Source organism: Hymenobacter duratus (genome assembly GCF_014698995.1).
Classification (GTDB): Bacteria; Bacteroidota; Bacteroidia; order Cytophagales; family Hymenobacteraceae; genus Hymenobacter; species Hymenobacter duratus.
Genome location: NZ_JACWZZ010000001.1, coordinates 269710 through 285196, shown reverse-complemented (window position 1 = coordinate 285196; position 15487 = coordinate 269710). Strand labels below are relative to the sequence as shown.

Sequence of the window (15487 nt, the reverse complement as noted above, 5' to 3'; positions counted from 1 at the left end):
TCAGGAAGAAGGCGTAACGGCCCGAAAGGTCAGGTTGAGGCGTGGGCCGGTAGGCCGGGCCGTTTTGGGCACGGCATGCAGCCAATAGCGCTGCGTGTAGCCACGCATGACGAGCAGGCTTCCTGCCGATAATTCTAATGAAACCGGTGCGTGCTGCGTACGTTGCGGGTCGCGGGGCTTCAAGCGGAACCGGCGGGTATCACCGAGGCTTACAGAAGCAATAATGGGAGTCGGCCCCAACTCTGGCTCATTATCAACGTGCCAGCCCATACTATCCTGCCCGGAGCGGTACAGATTAAGCAGTACACTGTTGAAGCGGGTGCCCGTGGCAGCTTCCACTTGTGCCCGGAGCCGCTGCAGAGCCGGAGTCCAGGGGTACGGCTCCAGGGCCAGGCCAGAATACTGATACCGTGCGGCCGGGTTGCCATACCAAGCAGTAAGGCGCGGCTGCATGACCTCCTTACCAAATAGCTTGATGGGTTCCTGTCGCCACGCAATGGTAGTGGTCAGTTCTGATAGCAGGGCAGCGGCAGCATCCAGGCTCAGAAACTGCGCATCGAGCAGCACATCAGCATCGGGCAGGGCAAGTGACTGGAGTGGCACAGGACTTTACAGGCGGCTTATTGCTTCATCATTTGCTCCACCTGCATCTGCACCTCCTTCGGCTGCTGCTTAATGATATAGGGCATAGCTTTCTGCAGGCCCCAGACTACCAAAAAACAAATGACGATGGGCGGTATCAGGCTGCGGCTGCGGTAAGTGGCTGTGCGCACATAGCGCGGCCAGAACCAGAGCAGATAGGCCAGCACGGCGGGCACATTGAAGAGCACGATAGCCAGATACGGGTTCAGGCCCTGCATCATGGCCCAAGCTAGCACATTAGAAGCCACCAGCAGATAGACCACAATAAACAGCACCAGGCCGAGTAAAGCACGCTTGCGTCCCAGCCGGAACAGGTTCATACCCAGCAACACGCCCCCACCTATCATCATCGACATAGGCAGCATCGAAAACAGCACGATAGTACCCGGCGAATACAGCGCAGGACCATCGACAGCGGCAGGCTCAGGTTCCCCCGGAGCGGCTACAGGCGTGCGCGCCAGCTCCCGCTCACGAAGCTGCTGCTGTTGCCGCTGCTGCTCTACTACGGGTAGAAATTCGGTGCGGATGGCCGCCGCTTCGGGCTGGGGCTGTCCACGCAGCTCCAGCTCTTCGAGGGCAGCCAGAACAGCCTCTTCCTGATATTCCGTGCGGTTGCGCACGTACAGGAGCAGTTCGGGCAGTTTTTTGCGGCTCATTTTTTCCGCGTACTCTTCAGACATGGCACTGGGGGGTGAAAGGGAAACCACCGAAGTTCGGTAGTAAAACGTAAAACAGCGCACCGAAGGAAATGATGCCCGAAATGTTACACGGGCTGCATTTTCATCGGAACACTACAAGTCCGGCCGCTAGCGGGTCAGCCAGTCGGCTAGTGCTGCGCCTACGCGCTGCACATCCTGAAATGAGTTGTAAAGCGGCACTGGTGCCAGCCGGATAACGTTGGGCTCACGCCAATCAGCAATGATGCCTTTCGCGGCCAGGAAATCAAACAGTTCCCGGCCCTGCTGATGCACAAGCAAGGACAGTTGGCAGCCGCGCGCCTCCGGGCGTTGCGGCGTAATAATTTCCAAGCGGCTAGCGGGCAGGTTCAGCCCCCGAATTAGAAATTCCAGATACGCCGTGAGCTGCTCACTCTTGCGGCGAAGCACCGCCATTCCCCCGGCCTCCCCCACCAGCGCCAACGCAGCTCGGTGAATGGCCATCGGGAAAATCTGGGCGTTGGACAGTTGCCAGCCAGCGGCACCAGCCATGGGCCGGAAGCCCTTTTTCATCTGGAAACGGTCGGACGGGTCGTGACCCCACCAGCCCGCCAGGCGCGGCAAATCGGGCCGGTTAGCGAACCGCTCGTGCACATATATGCCGCTTGTGCCACCGGGACCAGAATTAAGGTATTTATAGGTGCACCAGCAGGCGAAATCCACGTCCCAGTCGTGCAGGTGCAGCTCCAGGTTGCCGGCCGCGTGGGCCAGGTCGAAACCCACAATGGCACCCACCGCATGGCCGGCCCGCGCAATGGCCGCCATATCAAAGGCCTGGCCCGTGTAGTAGTTCACGCCGCCCATGATGATGGTGGCCAGCGAGTCGCCCAGCTCCTGAATCTTGGCCTCAATGTCTTCGGTGCGCAGCGTATGCTCACCGGAGCGCGGCACCAGCTCCACAATGGCATCATCGGGGGCGAAGCCGTGTAGCTTCACCTGGCTTTCCAGCGCGTATTGGTCCGACGGAAACGCGCCACCTTCCATCAGCACCTTGTAGCGGGTGGCTGTAGGGCGGTAGAACGAAATCAGCAGCAGGTGCAAGTTAGTGGTCAGGTTGTTCATTACCACTACTTCCACAGGCTTCGCTCCTACCAGCCGGGCGCTGGCCTCGGTGAGGGTTTCGTGGTAATGCATCCAGGGCGAGGTGCCATGAAAATGGCCTTCCACTCCCAGCCGCTCCCAGTCGGCAAACTCCTGCTCTACGGCCGCGCGGGCAGCTTTTGGCATCAGCCCCAGCGAATTACCGCACAGATACACACTTTCCTGCCCATTGGGGCCGGGCGGGATATGAAAGCGGGAACGGAAGTCGCGCAGTGTATCCTGCGCGTCAAGTTGGGCGGCAAAGTCGGGGGTGGGCTGGAAGGAAGTCATTGGGGCAAAGATAGGCGGGCGAATGGCTAGCGGCCCGCCAGAATTTGGGCCACCTTCGCATCGGGCAGCCCCAGCCAGTCCAGGGCATTCTGGCCCAGCATGCGGGCTTTCATTTCATCTGGGAAAGGCATGGAATGAATCAGCTCACCCGGCGTCAGCTCGCCTAGCGGAAACGGATAGTCGGTGCCAAGCGTGATTTTGTCGGCCCCCAGGGTTTTCACGAGGTAGTCGAGCATCAGCGGGTCGTGCACCAGCGAATCGACCCAGAACCGGCCCAGGTACTCACGCGGATTCACGTTGTTATCGACGGCGCACAAGTCGGGGCGCACCTGAAAGCCATGCTCGATGCGGCCGATGGTACTGGCGAAGGTGCCACCGCCGTGCGCCACCGCCACGCGCAGTTTCGGCAGCCGCTCCAGCACGCCTCCAAATACCAGCGAGCAAAGCGCCAGCGTACTTTCGGCGGGCATACCCACCAGCCAGGGCAGCCAGTATTTGGGCATTTTCTGCTGCGCCATCATGTCCCAAGGATGCACAAACACGCAGGCTCCCAGTTCTTCGGCCGCCGCAAATACCTCGAACAGCTCCGGCGCATCCAGGTTCCAGTCGTTGACGTGTGAGCCAATCTGGATGCCGGCCAGCCCAATCCTCATGCACCGTTCCAGCTCCCGCACGGCTAGGTCGGGGGCCTGCAGGGGCACGGTGCCGAGGCCTACGAAGCGCGTAGGGTAGCGCTGCACTACGTCGGCAATATGGTCGTTGAGCAGCTGGCTCAGGTCCAGCGCATCCAGCGGCTTGGCCCAGTAGCTGAACATGACGGGCACGGTGCTGAGCACCTGCACCTGCACCCCAAACTGGTCGTACTCGCGCATCCGCACCTGTGGGTCCCAGCAGTTATCCTGGATTTCGCGGAAGAACTTGTCGTCCTGCATCATCCGAGCGCAGCAGGGCTTGTGGTGGTCCAGCCGAATGAAGCCCCCATAGCCGTACCGTTCGCGCAGGTCGGGCCAGCGCTCCGGCAGGATGTGGGTGTGGATATCGACGGAAAGCGAGTTGGCGAGAAAGGCGGAAACGGGTGGCGAGGCGGCGTGAGGGGTGGTAGAAGGCATTGCCACAGCTGGGCTTGGGTGGGTGGCGGAAAGGGTGGTTACTCGGCAGGAGGCACTACAGGAGCGGGCGCGGGCATATAGGTGCCGCACTGCTTGCAGGTGCGCAGGTCGTCGTTTTGCCAGAAGGCATTCATGATGGGCGGCAGCTGGGTCACGATGTCCGTAATTTCCGCATACTCTTCATGGAGCTTGTTGCCGCAGTTTTCGCAATACCACTGGAAGCCGTCCAGCTCACCGGCCGTGCGGTAGCGCTCCAGCACCAGCCCCACGGTGCCCGCCGGGCGGCGTGGCGAGTGGGGTGTGCGGGGCGGCAGCAGAAACATCTCGCCCTGCTTGATTTCGATATCAACCGGCTTGCCATCCTCGATAATCTTCACCACAATGTCGCCTTCGATCTGCAGAAACAGCTCCTCGCCCTCATCAAAGTGGTAGTCTTTGCGGGCGTTGGGGCCGCCCACTACCATCACAATAAAGTCCTGATTGTCTTTGAATACCTGCTGGTTGCCGACCGGAGGCTTCAGCAGGTGGCGGTGTTCGTCAATCCATTTCTGGAAGTTGAAAGGACGGGCAACGGGCATGGCGTGGGGGTGGTTGGGTGAAGGATAGCTGCCGCGGACCGGGGCCGGACAGCGTGGCCGAACTTACGCAAAACCCTGCACCAATTCCCCATCAGCTCACACCGGCACTGGCCGGCACCAACGCCGGCTCTTCGTCAGGGCCGCCGCCGCGCAGCAGCAGCAGGATGGGCCAGGCCATGGCCACGCCTACCAGCGTCAGGTAGATGTACGGCACCTGCACGAAGGCATAAAAGGTTGCCAGATAGATTTTTAAAGCAAGAAGTCCATAGATGCGGTAATCCAGCCGGGGCTGGCGCCCGAACCAATAAGCCGCGGCCGCCACTACCACCGCCACGCAAACCCCGGCATGCACGAGCCGCACCAGCTGCACCCGCTGGGCAATGTCGCCGGGGGCCAGGCGGTGGAAAAATGCGGCCAGCCCAACGCCCCGGTACAAATGCTCCGGCCGGCCGGCGGGCGGCTGCTCCCACTCGCCAATGGCAGCCCCGGTGTACGTGTCCTGGGCCCGAGCGAAGGTGCCCCAGTCGTGGCTCAGGAAGGGTACAATATAGATGGCCAGTACCAGCGCGGCTACCAGCGCCGTCACGCGCAAAGCCACTATGCGCCCCTGCTGCTGCCAGAGTATTGCCAGCCACAGCGGCACCCAGAACACCAGCGAAAAGCGCGACAACAAACACACAGTCAGGCACAAAGCCTGCACCCACCAGGGCCCGCGCCACAAGCTGAAGGCCAGCAGCAGATAGAACCCGACTATAAGCAGCTCGACCGTGCGTGTAAGCGTATTCGGGTCGGTTTGCAGAATGGCCTGCAGCAGCAGCAGTGGCGCTGCGGCCAGGGCCAGCGTTATCGGCAGCGGCAGCCGGCGCCGCATCAGCAGCCCTACGCCTACTGCCAACGCCACCCCAAACCCGGCAAACGCCACCCAGCGGTAGTCGATATGCATCAGCTCGGCCGGTACGAAGGGCAACCAGGTCAGGGGCAGATAGGTGGGGTAGATGATGTAGCCAAAGTCCAGAATAGGAACATACACAGCCTCGTGGGCCAGCCAGCGCTGCACCATCACCTGGATGGACGGAATTACATCCGACAAAGCCGGATCGATGGGTACTTTCCCCAGCATCCGGGCCACCCGCAGGCCGAAAGCTACTAATGCGCCAAGCAATAGAGCTGCACTCATCAACTGCGCTTTTGTAGCAGGGCGTAGTACCGGCAGTGAACGGCCCCGGAACGCCCACAGTCCGCTTATCCCTACTCCCACCCCCGCCAGCCACAGCACAACCGGACTGAGGGCCGCCCCAAATATATTGCGCAGAAACGTGAACAGCAGAAACTCAACAACAAATGCGGCTATCAGCAGCCAACCGGCAAAAGACATACTACGTCAGATAAAGACAGGGCCGGGCGGGCCGCCCCACAATTGCCGGCGAACTTACGCAAAAGCCCGTTTCAGCTAGGCGCCACCGGTACCCGACAGGCATTTTGCTACTTTTAAGCTCATTTCCAATCCTGATTTTCATGCATCTTGATCTTACATCCCAACGCGCCCTGGTAGGCGGCAGCACGCAGGGCATTGGCCGGGCCATAGCCGAGGAGCTGGCGCGCCTGGGAGCCACCGTTACGCTGCTGGCCCGCGACGAAGCCCGCCTGCGCGAAACCGCGGCGGCGCTGCCTACCCCCCACGGCCAGGCGCACGACTACCTGGCAGCCGATTTTTCGCAGCCTGCTACTTTGGCCGAACGCCTGCACACGTATCTGGCGGCGCATCCAGAGGGCTTCCATATTCTCGTGAACAACACCGGCGGCCCGGCGGGCGGACCACTTCTGGACGCTCCCGTAGATGCTTTCCGGGCCGCTTTTGAGCAGCACCTCATCTGCAATCATCTACTGGCGCAGGCTGTGGTGCCGGCCATGCGCCAGCGGCAGTATGGGCGCATCATCAACATCATCAGCACTTCCGTGAAGCAGCCGCTGCCGGGCCTGGGCGTGTCGAACACCATCCGGGGGGCGGTGGCCAGCTGGGCCAAAACGCTGGCCAATGAGCTGGGGCCGCATGGCATCACCGTGAATAACGTGCTGCCGGGCGCCACCATCACACAACGCCACACCTCACTTATCGAGAAGAAAACTGCCCAGACCGGGCAGTCGGCAGAGGAGATTGAGGCCGGCATGCTGAAGCTGATTCCCGCCAACCGGTTCGGGCAGGCCGAGGAAACGGCGGCGGCAGTAGCATTTCTGGCGTCCGGCTCGGCGGGCTATATCAACGGCATCAACGTGCCCGTGGATGGCGGCCGCACCGGCAGCCTGTAAGCGCCGGAAGCAGGCCTGATTTCTTCTGCCGTCAATCATTCCGGGCTATGGGTAGCCAACACTGGTCAATCCGTCCTATTTTTGCTGACTTTCCGTCAAGCCATTTCGCGTTTTGGTACACATCGACAAGCTTTCCATCGTCATTCCCGTTTACAACGAAGGCCGCACTATCCATCAGATTCTGGATTTGCTGCGCGAACTGAAGCTGGTCAATGATATCAAGAAGGAAATTATCCTGGTCAATGACTGCTCTTCCGACAACTCGGTAGAAGCTATCCAGGCCTACATGCAGCGCTACCCCGAAATGGGCCTGCGCCTGCTCCAGCACACGGTAAACCAAGGCAAGGGTGCCGCGCTGCACACCGGCATCCGCGAGGCTACCGGCGACTATGTCATCATCCAGGATGCGGATCTGGAATATGATCCGGAGGAGTACAACGTGCTGCTCAAGCCTGTGCTGAAGGGTTTCGCTGACGTGGTATTCGGCTCGCGCTTCATGGGCGGCAACCCGCACCGCATTCTTTTCTTCTGGCACAGCATCGGCAACAAGATGCTCACGTTCCTGTCGAATATGTTCACGGACCTGAACCTGACCGACATGGAAACCTGCTACAAGATGTTCCGCCGCGACATCATCCAGGGCCTAACGCTGGAGGAGAAGCGCTTCGGCTTCGAGCCGGAAGTAACGGCTAAAGTGTCGCGGGTGAAGGATGTGCGCATCTACGAGGTGGGCATCAGCTACTACGGCCGCACTTACGCCGAGGGCAAGAAAATCGGGTGGCGCGACGGGTTCCGCGCCATCTACTGCATCATCAAATACGGCTTGTTCGGCTAGCCGCTCTTCTCCCTTCCCCGAAACCGGCAGCGCCCTTTCCCGACGGCCAAGTCGTTTGGAAAGGGCGCTGTTGGTTTCTAGTGGGTAGCACCAGCGGCTAGGCCGCCCCGGTCAGGGCGCTGCGCAAGCGCTGCCACAGGGCCGGGCCATGCTGGGCCACCAGCAGAAAAGCCGCCCAGGGCAGCAGCCAGGCCACCCGGCCCTGCAGGCGGTCCAGCACATTGGCCAGCGCCCCGGTCACCAGGGCATTGCTGAAGATACCCAGGCCGAAAACCACCACCAGCAGCACGGAAGTGGCTTCCAGATGTGCCCGCCACGCCCCAAACAGCAACCCGCCTAGTACCAGCAGCGCCAGCAGGTGCCCACCATAGGTCCGCTCGTTCAGGCTGGTGAAATCGAGCTGGCTCCGGTTCTGCAACGACGACATGTACTCTTTCAGCTCGTAGGGCGCGTACTCGTTTACTTTCCAGTACGGGTTGGTATTCTCCCGGAACGCCGTCAGCCCGTCGCCGTGCCCGATGTGCGTCAGCTGGCGCAGCGTGGCCTGGATGGTTTCCGAAATCAGCAGCGGGTAGTAGCGCGGGGAGGTGGCAATCTGCCGGATAATGGTCGTGTATTCCTCCCGGTTGGCATTCCAGCCCCCGGTTTTGTTAAGCGGGCTGTTGGCGTCCCACATAAACGTAATGGCGTCGTTGGGCAGCTGGTCGCGGAAGGCGCACAGCTGGTACTGGTTTTCGGGGCCGCAGGCCTGTTGCAGGTACTGTTCCAGCACCCCGCTTTCAGAAAGGCGGGCCATCAGGAAGGCCGATGAAGCGCGCGAAATTTCGAACTGCCCGCCCATACCAGCGTGCAGGGCCGGCAGGGCCAGCCAGCTGGCCAGCACTACTGCCAGGGCCCGCAGCCAGGCCGGGCGGTGCAGTACCTGCCGCCGAAACAGGCCCTGCAACCAGCCTACCACCCCTACTCCGGCCACAGTGAGCGTGAACGTGAGCAGATTGGAAGAGTGCATGCACCCGGCTACCAGCAGCAGCAGCAGCAGCAGCCCCTGCTCCAGACGGGCCGGACGCCCCAGCAGCACCAGCGCCAGTGCCAGCAGGCCGATGGCCGTGAAGATATCCGGCATCAGCTGGCTGCAATACCACGACACTCCGGTCAGCCAGGCCATGCCGGCTACCAGCGCAAGCCGGCTGGCCGGCTGCCGCAGCCGGGGCGCAAAAACCGCCGTGCAGCGCCACAGCAGGCCCGCCAGCAGCAGGCCCTGCGCAAACACAACCAGCCACAGCGTTTTGTGGGCCCCGGTCAGCAGCACCCACAGCCCGTACGTGATGGGCCGGTCGTCGGGGACGGTGAGGTGCGTGGCGCTGTTCAGGTACGTTCCCGAATCGGACGTAACCAGCGGGAAGCCGTTGTAGAGGGCAGCACTAATCAGCACCAGAGCGGCCAGCAGAAGCCAGAACGCAGTGGCAGCCATACGGCGTAAAGAAGGCATAGAAATCGGTGGTTGGGGCAAACGGGGCGCACGCAGGCGCTTTACCAGGGAGAAAAGGCGGGCTCAGGGCAAAGATAGAAGCTGGCAGCGTGCCAGTGGCCGGCGCGTTTCCGGCTCCTGGCACGCCCCCGAAAACGTGCCGCAAGACGAGGGGGCCGGAACACAAAGCGTGCTGATGAATAACGTCACTTACGCTATTCATCAGCACGCTGGTACGCCTGAGCGCGGGCGGCTTGCACCGCCGTTGCGGGGCGGCTATTCTACGGCCACTACCCGGATATCATCCATGTAGGCCGCATCGGAGGCGGAGGCGCGCCACAGAAATACTTTCAGCACCTGCGTGGCCGTAATGTTTTCCGGCAACACAATCTCCTTGCTGATTTTCACCCACTTCTTGTAGTCTTTTACCTGATCTGTAATGGTAATGCCGTCCCCGAATATTTCCTTTCCCGTAACCGGATCAGTAACCTGAACGCCCAGGCGGGCCTGCGACTTCGCGCTTGCGGCATACACCCAGGCTTCCACGTTCAGCTTGCGCAGCTTCGTGGGGCTTACTTTGCCCAGCAGATTGCCGTACCCAAGGCTGAACTCCGTGTTGCCATCCACGCGAATAGAATATTTGCCGGAGTGCGCCTGGTCGCGGGTCAATGACGGAACCGTGGGCATCCAGCCATCCACGCTCTCGAAATCATTCGCGGTAATGACTTTGGCGTTGTCGGATGCTTCCGGCTCCGACTTGGAGCAGGCGGACAACAAAGCGCCCAGAATTCCGAGCGAGAAGAGTGTTTTTTTCATTTGATGAATGTAGTTCTACAGGGTAAAGCTCTTGTTCGCGGCAAAGCATGGGGCTGCTACCGTTTTCCGCCGGAAGGAAGAGTAACTAAAAGGCAAAGCACAGAAAAAGCCGGAACTCTAACAATTCTTATTCCCAACTGATTGTGCCAGGCGGCCGGGCGGCTCTCCGGGCCGCTGCCGGCCGGTGGGCCCGTGCCGCCTTTTGCGCCCGGCAGGGCACAGGCAAGGCACGTTTTCTGCCGGCCGGAGCCGGCAGGATACGTGGATAATTCGCTCCGGGGCGCGTAACCTTTTCTATATCTTTGCTCTTCATGCCGGCCTCTGCCGCCGCCCTGCCGGCCTTTTGAGGCCGTAGAGCACGCCACCCACCGTCGTGTGACGTGGAGTATACTATAGTGAATCAATCCTTGGAACATCCGTCCAGCTTATCTTCTCGAGTTTTGAGCCCGGTCAGAAACTGGGTACGCGTGCCGGCCAACCAACTGCTGCTGCTGCTACTGGCGCTGGCGGCCGTTCCACTGTGCTACGAGCTGGGACGCAACCCGATTCAGCTCTGGGACGAGTCGCGGCTGGCCGTAAATGCGGCCGAAATGTCGCAGAACGGTAATCTGCTCGTCACGCACTTCGAGCAGAAGCCCGACCACTGGAATACGAAGCCACCGCTGATGATCTGGCTGCAGGCGCTGAGCTTCACGCTGTTTGGCTTCTCTGCCTGGGCACTGCGGCTGCCTACCGCGCTGGCCAGCCTGGCCACCGTGGTCCTGCTGTTTCGCTTTGCCGCCCGCGACCTGCGCCTGCCGGCAGCCGGCTTTCTCGGTGGCCTGATTCTGGCCACCAGCATCGGCTACGTGCGCCTGCACGTGGCCCGCACCGCCGACTACGATGTGCTGCTTACGCTCTGGGAAGTAGTCATCTGGACTTCTCTGTTCCGCTACCTGGAAACGGGCCGTTCCCGGGCGTTGCTCTGGCTGGCGGTGGGCCTGACAGCGGCCGTTCTGACCAAGAGCATTGCCGCCCTGCTGGGCATGCCTGGCCTGCTGCTGTATACGGTGGTGCGGGGCAAATTTCTGTGGGTGCTGCGGCAACGCCGCTTCTACCTGGCAGCCGGCGCGTTTCTGCTGGTAGTCAGCAGCTACTTCTGGGCCCGCGAGCTGGCCGACCCGGGCTACTGGAAAGCTATGTCCTACAACGACCTGGGCGGCCGCTACCTCACCGACCAGCTGGACCACGCGCACCCCTGGGACTACTACCTGACCAACATTCAGAATGGCCTGTTCCAGCCCTGGCTCTGGCTGCTGCTCCCGTCTCTGCTGCTGGCGCTGCTGCAGCCAGACCGCACGGTGCGCTGGGCGGCCGGCCTGCTGGTGTGCTTTGTCGGGAGCTGGCTGACGGTACTGAGCACCGCTACCAGTAAGCTCGAATGGTACGATGCGCCCATTTACCCGGCGCTGGCCCTGCTGGTGGGCCTGGGGCTGGCCCTGATGCTGCGCGCCATCACCACTACGTATCTGGCGCATACCAGCTGGCTGGGCAGAAGCCTGGCCGGGCTGCTGGCGCTGCTGCTGCTGTTCTACGCGCCCTACGAAACGATTGTCAACCGTATTGTGGGCGAGCGGCACAGTGACTATGGCATCGGGCCCGACGGGTATCTGGGTGGCTACCTGAAGACCGTGGTGCGCCAGCAGCCCCAGCTCGACAGCCTGGTTGTGCTGTACGGGGGCGGCTACAATGCCACCCTCACGTTCTACCAGCTGGCCCTGCGCGAACAGCAGAAGCAGATGGCCATCTACCCGCAGGGCGGAATCCGCAACCTGGTGCCGGGCATGGTGACGCTGCTCTGCAATCCGGATTACCGTGCCCGCATCGACTCCACTTTTGAGGTGGTAGAGCTACACCAGGACCAGCCGTGCCAGACGCTGCTGCTGCTGAGCCGAAAACCGCTCTAATCTGCTTTCTTTGCCACCGCCGAACCCCGTTTCTCCAGTTGGCCCTGCTGCCCTTTTCCTGGCGTAATAAGCCTTACTTTTGTGTATGAACCTGCAGTACGAAGCACTCTATCATCAGCTGGAAGAACAACACTGGTGGTTTCAGGCCCGCCGCGACATCGTCTTTGACCAGATCAAGCACCTGAACCTGCCCAAAGACGCCCGCATCCTGGAGATTGGCTGTTCGGGAGGACCGCTGCAGCAACGCCTGCGGGACACCGGCTACCACGAGGTAAGCGGCATCGATATCAGCGAAACGGCCATTGCCCTGGCCCAGCAGCGGGGCATCCCCAACGTAGCGGTCATGGACGGCATCAAGCTGGAGTTTGCCGACAGCAGCTTTGACCTGGTAGTAGCCTCCGATGTGCTGGAGCACATCCAGAACGAAGAACAGGCGCTCAACGAGTGGCAACGCGTGCTCAAGCCCAACGGGCAGCTGCTGGTGTACGTGCCGGCGCATCCCTCGCTCTGGAGCCGGCACGATGTGGCCAACCATCATTTCCGCCGCTACACGGCGGCTTCGCTGTCGCAGGCGCTGCGCAAGGCCGGCTACCAGCTGACCCGCAGTTCCTACTGGAACTTCTGGCTGTTCTTTCCTACGTGGCTGCTGAGACGCTGGCAGCGCCCGTCTGCCTCGCCGGACATGAGCGGCGACCTGATCCGGCTGCCGGCCGTTCTCAACCAGTCCTTATTCCGTTTGGTGCAGGCCGAAAACCGCTGGCTGCGCCGCTTCAATCTTCCGACCGGCGTGAGCGTCTTTGCTTTGGCCAGCAAGCCCGCCTGATTTCCCTCCTTCTCCTCCCGCCCGTGGACCTCTCCGTCATTATTCCCATCTACAACGAAGAAGCCAACATCCCGACGCTTTACGACCGGCTCCGGGGAGTGCTGGACCCTATGGGGCTGCGCTACGAGTTTATCTTCATCAATGATGGCTCGCGCGACAAGTCGCTGCAGCTGGTGCAGACCCTGGCCCTGCGCGACGACCGGGTGCGCTTCATCGACTTCAGCCGGAATTTTGGCCACCAGATTGCCGTGACGGCCGGCCTAGACCTAGCCATGGGTGAGGCCGTAGTCATTATTGATGCCGACCTGCAGGACCCGCCGGAGCTGATTGTGCCGCTCTACCAGAAATTGCAGCAGGGCTACGAAGTGGTGTATGCCAAACGCCGCTCCCGCCAGGGCGAAAGTGCCGCCAAAAAGCTTACTGCTAAGCTGTTCTACCGAATCCTGGCCAGCATCACCAACATTTCCATTCCGGTGGACACCGGCGACTTCCGCATCATTTCGCGCAAAGTGGTGGATGCACTGAAGCAAATGCCGGAGCAGAATAAGTTTATCCGAGGCCAGATTTCCTGGATTGGCTACCGCCAGACGTTCATCGAGTACGACCGGGCCGAGCGGGCGGGCGGCGAAACGGGCTACACCTACCGCAAAATGATCCGGCTGGCCCTGGATGGCATCACCGGCTTCTCCGACGCGCCCCTGAAAGCGGCTACCGTTAGTGGGTTTATCGTGTCGGCGGTGGCGTTTCTTGTGATGCTCTACACGCTGTACTCGCGCTTCGTGAGTGGCAACTACCAGCCGGGCTGGGCCTCACTTATGGTGAGCATCCTGTTTCTGGGCGGGGTGCAGCTGATTGCCGTAGGCATTATCGGCGAGTACATTGCGCGCCTCTCGGCCAACGTGCGCCAACGCCCGCTCTACATCATCTCCGACACCAACATCACGCACGCGCCGCAAACAGATAAGCAACTGCGCTAGAGCATCTTGCATTAACAAAAAGAGCCGCCCTGGGGCGGTTCTTTTTGTTAATGCAGGCAGGGGCCTATGGTTTTGCCAGCAATACGTAGCCGCCTACCAGCCGCTCCCGGTAGCCGAACGGCAGCAGCAGCTGGCGCAGGTACAGGTGCACCGGCTTATTGCGGTAGGCCGGGTCGATGACGAAGGCGGCGGGGTCGTAGGTGCGCAGGAAAGACTGCAGCTGCGCGGTAGTAGGAGGCGCCGGCTGAATGGTATCGGGCTTCATCTGCTGGTGGAGCAGCGCATGCAGTACCGGCTCCTGGTCCAGGGAGGCAAACAGCTCGGGCCGCACCCGCGAGAGATACCCAATGGGTAGCTTCTTGCGGTGCAGCGTCTGGTAGAACATCTGCTCCGACTGCATCACGCCCACCTGCCGGTAGCCATCCAGAATACCCAGCGGAATAGGCACCAGGGTAGTGCCGGGCAGCTTCGCTACTTCTTTGAACACCGCCGGAATGGCAGCCCGCGACGCCCGCTGGTACGGCTGGGGCCAGAATTCAAGCCCAATCAGAACGGCTAGGGCCAGGCTCAGCAGGATTTGGGTAGCCGGGCGCAGCCGCCCGTGCCAGGCCGCCTCTAGCGCACTGAACGAGACAAGGGGCAGCAACAGGCCCACCATCATAATCCAGCGAGTAGGACAGCGAATATTGTTGAAAAAAGGAATGAAATGTAGAATAGCTGTGGGCAGATTCAACCGCTCATGGCCATAAATGCGCAGCGCTGGCACCGTAAACAGCAGGAAGATGATGAGCACCCACAATAGCGGGCGGCCCTGTACATCCTGAAAACGCTGCGAAACCGGCCGCTTCTGGGCCAGCCGCAACACCCACAGCACTACCGCCAGCAGCGGCAGTACGTACCCGATAAACACGGTATTCTCCAGGTTGCCGGGCATGTTGAACACCTCGGCGTTGTTGTAGAGTCGTTCGGCCCAGTCCCAGTACACAAAGCGGCTCGTGGGCGGCGGCATCAGATACGATACCACGTCGCCGCCCCACCAGATACCGCCGTTTTCACTGACGTGCTTCAGGCGCAACAGCCGGATGATGAGGTGGCTACCGACCAGAATTCCGACCAGCCAGAACCAGGTGCGCCGCTCCCGCCACCGGATGCGCCCAATCCGGAACCAGAACCAGGCGGCATAAGCCAGCGAGAAATACAGCAGCCCGAAGAGCACGTAATAGTCGGAGAGCAGCGTGACGATGCCCAGCGCGAAGCAGCCTGCTACCGCGCCCCAGCTACGCACTATCGGCAGAAACCGGCCTTCCCGAAACTCAAACGCCCGCAGAAACAGCAGGATATAGAACGGCACCGTGGCCGTGAGTACCAGGTTGTAGTGCTCGGGCAGGCGCTGCAGCTTGTAGGGGGAATAGGCGAAAACAAACCCCGCCAGCAGGCTCAGAATGGGGCTTTTTATCCAGCGCCGTGCCAGCAGATAGGCTCCGGTGCCCGAAAGCGCATAGCTGAGCAGAAGCCCGGTATTGACGGCCAGCATTTCATTGCCGAGCAGTACGCTTACCAAACCCATAAGGGGCGTGTAAGCGTGCATCACCAGCCCCGAACCGTGCGGATAAAACACCCAATCCGTGACGTACGGGTTGTGGCCACTCAGCACCGCGTCGCGAAAGTGCCAGACGTTCCAGAAGAACTGATACGAGTCTCGGCCGGGTACAGCCAGAAAGGACGAGGTGAAATTGGCCGCCAGCGGCCAGGTAAATACCACGAACAACAGGGCATAAAAGGCCAGCAGAAGTGTCAGGCGCAGCCAGTTTTTCATAGAGGTGATACTGCAAACGGGTGAAAACGGCAGCGCAGCTACGCCGGCGTTCGGCAAAAGTAGCTATTCAAACCGGCTGGCTT

General features: G+C 61.0%; 14 protein-coding genes. 5 read left to right on the top strand and 9 right to left on the bottom strand.

Annotated elements, in window-relative coordinates:
• The 6 genes from IC231_RS01200 to IC231_RS01175 all read right to left on the bottom strand — a co-directional run bounded on the left by IC231_RS01200 (position 1) and on the right by IC231_RS01175 (position 5791).
• Positions 1–603 (bottom strand): alpha-ketoglutarate-dependent dioxygenase AlkB family protein, encoded by a 603-nt coding sequence (locus IC231_RS01200; RefSeq protein ID WP_190782800.1) that lies wholly within the window; start codon positions 601–603, stop codon positions 1–3.
• Positions 604–620: 17 nt separating this feature from the next.
• Complete coding sequence (locus tag IC231_RS01195) at positions 621–1322, bottom strand: hypothetical protein (protein ID WP_190782799.1); 702 nt, start codon at positions 1320–1322, stop codon at positions 621–623.
• Between the two features lie 126 nt (positions 1323–1448).
• The gene (gene kynU / locus IC231_RS01190) at positions 1449–2729 is read right to left on the bottom strand and encodes a kynureninase (protein ID WP_190782798.1); all 1281 of its coding nucleotides are present in this window, start codon (positions 2727–2729) and stop codon (positions 1449–1451) included.
• 26 nt (positions 2730–2755) lie between these two features.
• Complete coding sequence (locus tag IC231_RS01185) at positions 2756–3838, bottom strand: amidohydrolase family protein (RefSeq protein WP_190782797.1); 1083 nt, start codon at positions 3836–3838, stop codon at positions 2756–2758.
• A 38-nt stretch (positions 3839–3876) separates the two neighbouring features.
• Positions 3877–4416, bottom strand: a complete 540-nt coding sequence (locus IC231_RS01180; protein ID WP_190782796.1) for a 3-hydroxyanthranilate 3,4-dioxygenase — start codon at positions 4414–4416, stop codon at positions 3877–3879.
• A gap of 91 nt (positions 4417–4507) precedes the next feature.
• On the bottom strand, positions 4508–5791 hold the full coding sequence (locus IC231_RS01175; RefSeq protein WP_190782795.1) for a hypothetical protein: 1284 nt from the start codon (positions 5789–5791) through the stop codon (positions 4508–4510).
• Positions 5792–5931: 140 nt separating this feature from the next.
• On the opposite strand from IC231_RS01175, the gene IC231_RS01170 reads away from it, so the two are divergent.
• Both IC231_RS01170 and IC231_RS01165 read left to right on the top strand, forming a co-directional pair.
• Complete coding sequence (locus IC231_RS01170) at positions 5932–6723, top strand: SDR family oxidoreductase (RefSeq protein ID WP_190782794.1); 792 nt, start codon at positions 5932–5934, stop codon at positions 6721–6723.
• Positions 6724–6835: 112 nt separating this feature from the next.
• Positions 6836–7558 carry a glycosyltransferase family 2 protein gene (locus IC231_RS01165; protein WP_190782793.1) on the top strand — a complete coding sequence of 241 codons (723 nt, stop codon included), beginning with the start codon at positions 6836–6838 and terminating at the stop codon, positions 7556–7558.
• Between the two features lie 97 nt (positions 7559–7655).
• Here the strand turns inward: IC231_RS01165 and IC231_RS01160 are convergent, their stop codons facing one another.
• Both IC231_RS01160 and IC231_RS01155 read right to left on the bottom strand, forming a co-directional pair.
• A complete protein-coding gene (locus tag IC231_RS01160; protein WP_190782792.1) occupies positions 7656–9029 on the bottom strand; it encodes a hypothetical protein in 1374 nt (457 codons plus the stop codon).
• 273 nt (positions 9030–9302) lie between these two features.
• Positions 9303–9842, bottom strand: coding sequence for a carbohydrate binding domain-containing protein (locus tag IC231_RS01155; RefSeq protein ID WP_190782791.1), 540 nt, complete (start codon positions 9840–9842; stop codon positions 9303–9305).
• A gap of 440 nt (positions 9843–10282) precedes the next feature.
• On the opposite strand from IC231_RS01155, the gene IC231_RS01150 reads away from it, so the two are divergent.
• The 3 genes from IC231_RS01150 to IC231_RS01140 all read left to right on the top strand — a co-directional run bounded on the left by IC231_RS01150 (position 10283) and on the right by IC231_RS01140 (position 13588).
• On the top strand, positions 10283–11788 hold the full coding sequence (locus tag IC231_RS01150) for an ArnT family glycosyltransferase (RefSeq protein ID WP_190782790.1): 1506 nt from the start codon (positions 10283–10285) through the stop codon (positions 11786–11788).
• 85 nt (positions 11789–11873) lie between these two features.
• Positions 11874–12611, top strand: a complete 738-nt coding sequence (locus IC231_RS01145; RefSeq protein ID WP_190782789.1) for a class I SAM-dependent methyltransferase — start codon at positions 11874–11876, stop codon at positions 12609–12611.
• Positions 12612–12634: 23 nt separating this feature from the next.
• Positions 12635–13588: a glycosyltransferase family 2 protein gene (locus tag IC231_RS01140; RefSeq protein ID WP_190782788.1), complete on the top strand. Its 954-nt coding sequence runs from the start codon at positions 12635–12637 to the stop codon at positions 13586–13588.
• A 64-nt stretch (positions 13589–13652) separates the two neighbouring features.
• Here the strand turns inward: IC231_RS01140 and IC231_RS01135 are convergent, their stop codons facing one another.
• On the bottom strand, positions 13653–15404 hold the full coding sequence (locus IC231_RS01135) for a hypothetical protein (RefSeq protein WP_190782787.1): 1752 nt from the start codon (positions 15402–15404) through the stop codon (positions 13653–13655).
• Between the last annotated feature and the right edge of the window lie 83 nt (positions 15405–15487).

Excerpts from the sequence above, each read along its gene's own strand:
- IC231_RS01170 (WP_190782794.1), top strand. The coding sequence starts at position 5,932 with ATGCATCTTGATCTTACATCCCAACGCGCCCTGGTAGGCGGCAGCACG.
- IC231_RS01155 (WP_190782791.1), bottom strand. The coding sequence starts at position 9,842 with ATGAAAAAAACACTCTTCTCGCTCGGAATTCTGGGCGCTTTGTTGTCC.
- IC231_RS01185 (WP_190782797.1), bottom strand. The coding sequence starts at position 3,838 with ATGCCTTCTACCACCCCTCACGCCGCCTCGCCACCCGTTTCCGCCTTT.
- IC231_RS01145 (WP_190782789.1), top strand. The coding sequence starts at position 11,874 with ATGAACCTGCAGTACGAAGCACTCTATCATCAGCTGGAAGAACAACAC.
- IC231_RS01160 (WP_190782792.1), bottom strand. The coding sequence starts at position 9,029 with ATGGCTGCCACTGCGTTCTGGCTTCTGCTGGCCGCTCTGGTGCTGATT.
- kynU (WP_190782798.1), bottom strand. The coding sequence starts at position 2,729 with ATGACTTCCTTCCAGCCCACCCCCGACTTTGCCGCCCAACTTGACGCG.
- IC231_RS01175 (WP_190782795.1), bottom strand. The coding sequence starts at position 5,791 with ATGTCTTTTGCCGGTTGGCTGCTGATAGCCGCATTTGTTGTTGAGTTT.
- IC231_RS01195 (WP_190782799.1), bottom strand. The coding sequence starts at position 1,322 with ATGTCTGAAGAGTACGCGGAAAAAATGAGCCGCAAAAAACTGCCCGAA.
- IC231_RS01135 (WP_190782787.1), bottom strand. The coding sequence starts at position 15,404 with ATGAAAAACTGGCTGCGCCTGACACTTCTGCTGGCCTTTTATGCCCTG.
- IC231_RS01180 (WP_190782796.1), bottom strand. The coding sequence starts at position 4,416 with ATGCCCGTTGCCCGTCCTTTCAACTTCCAGAAATGGATTGACGAACAC.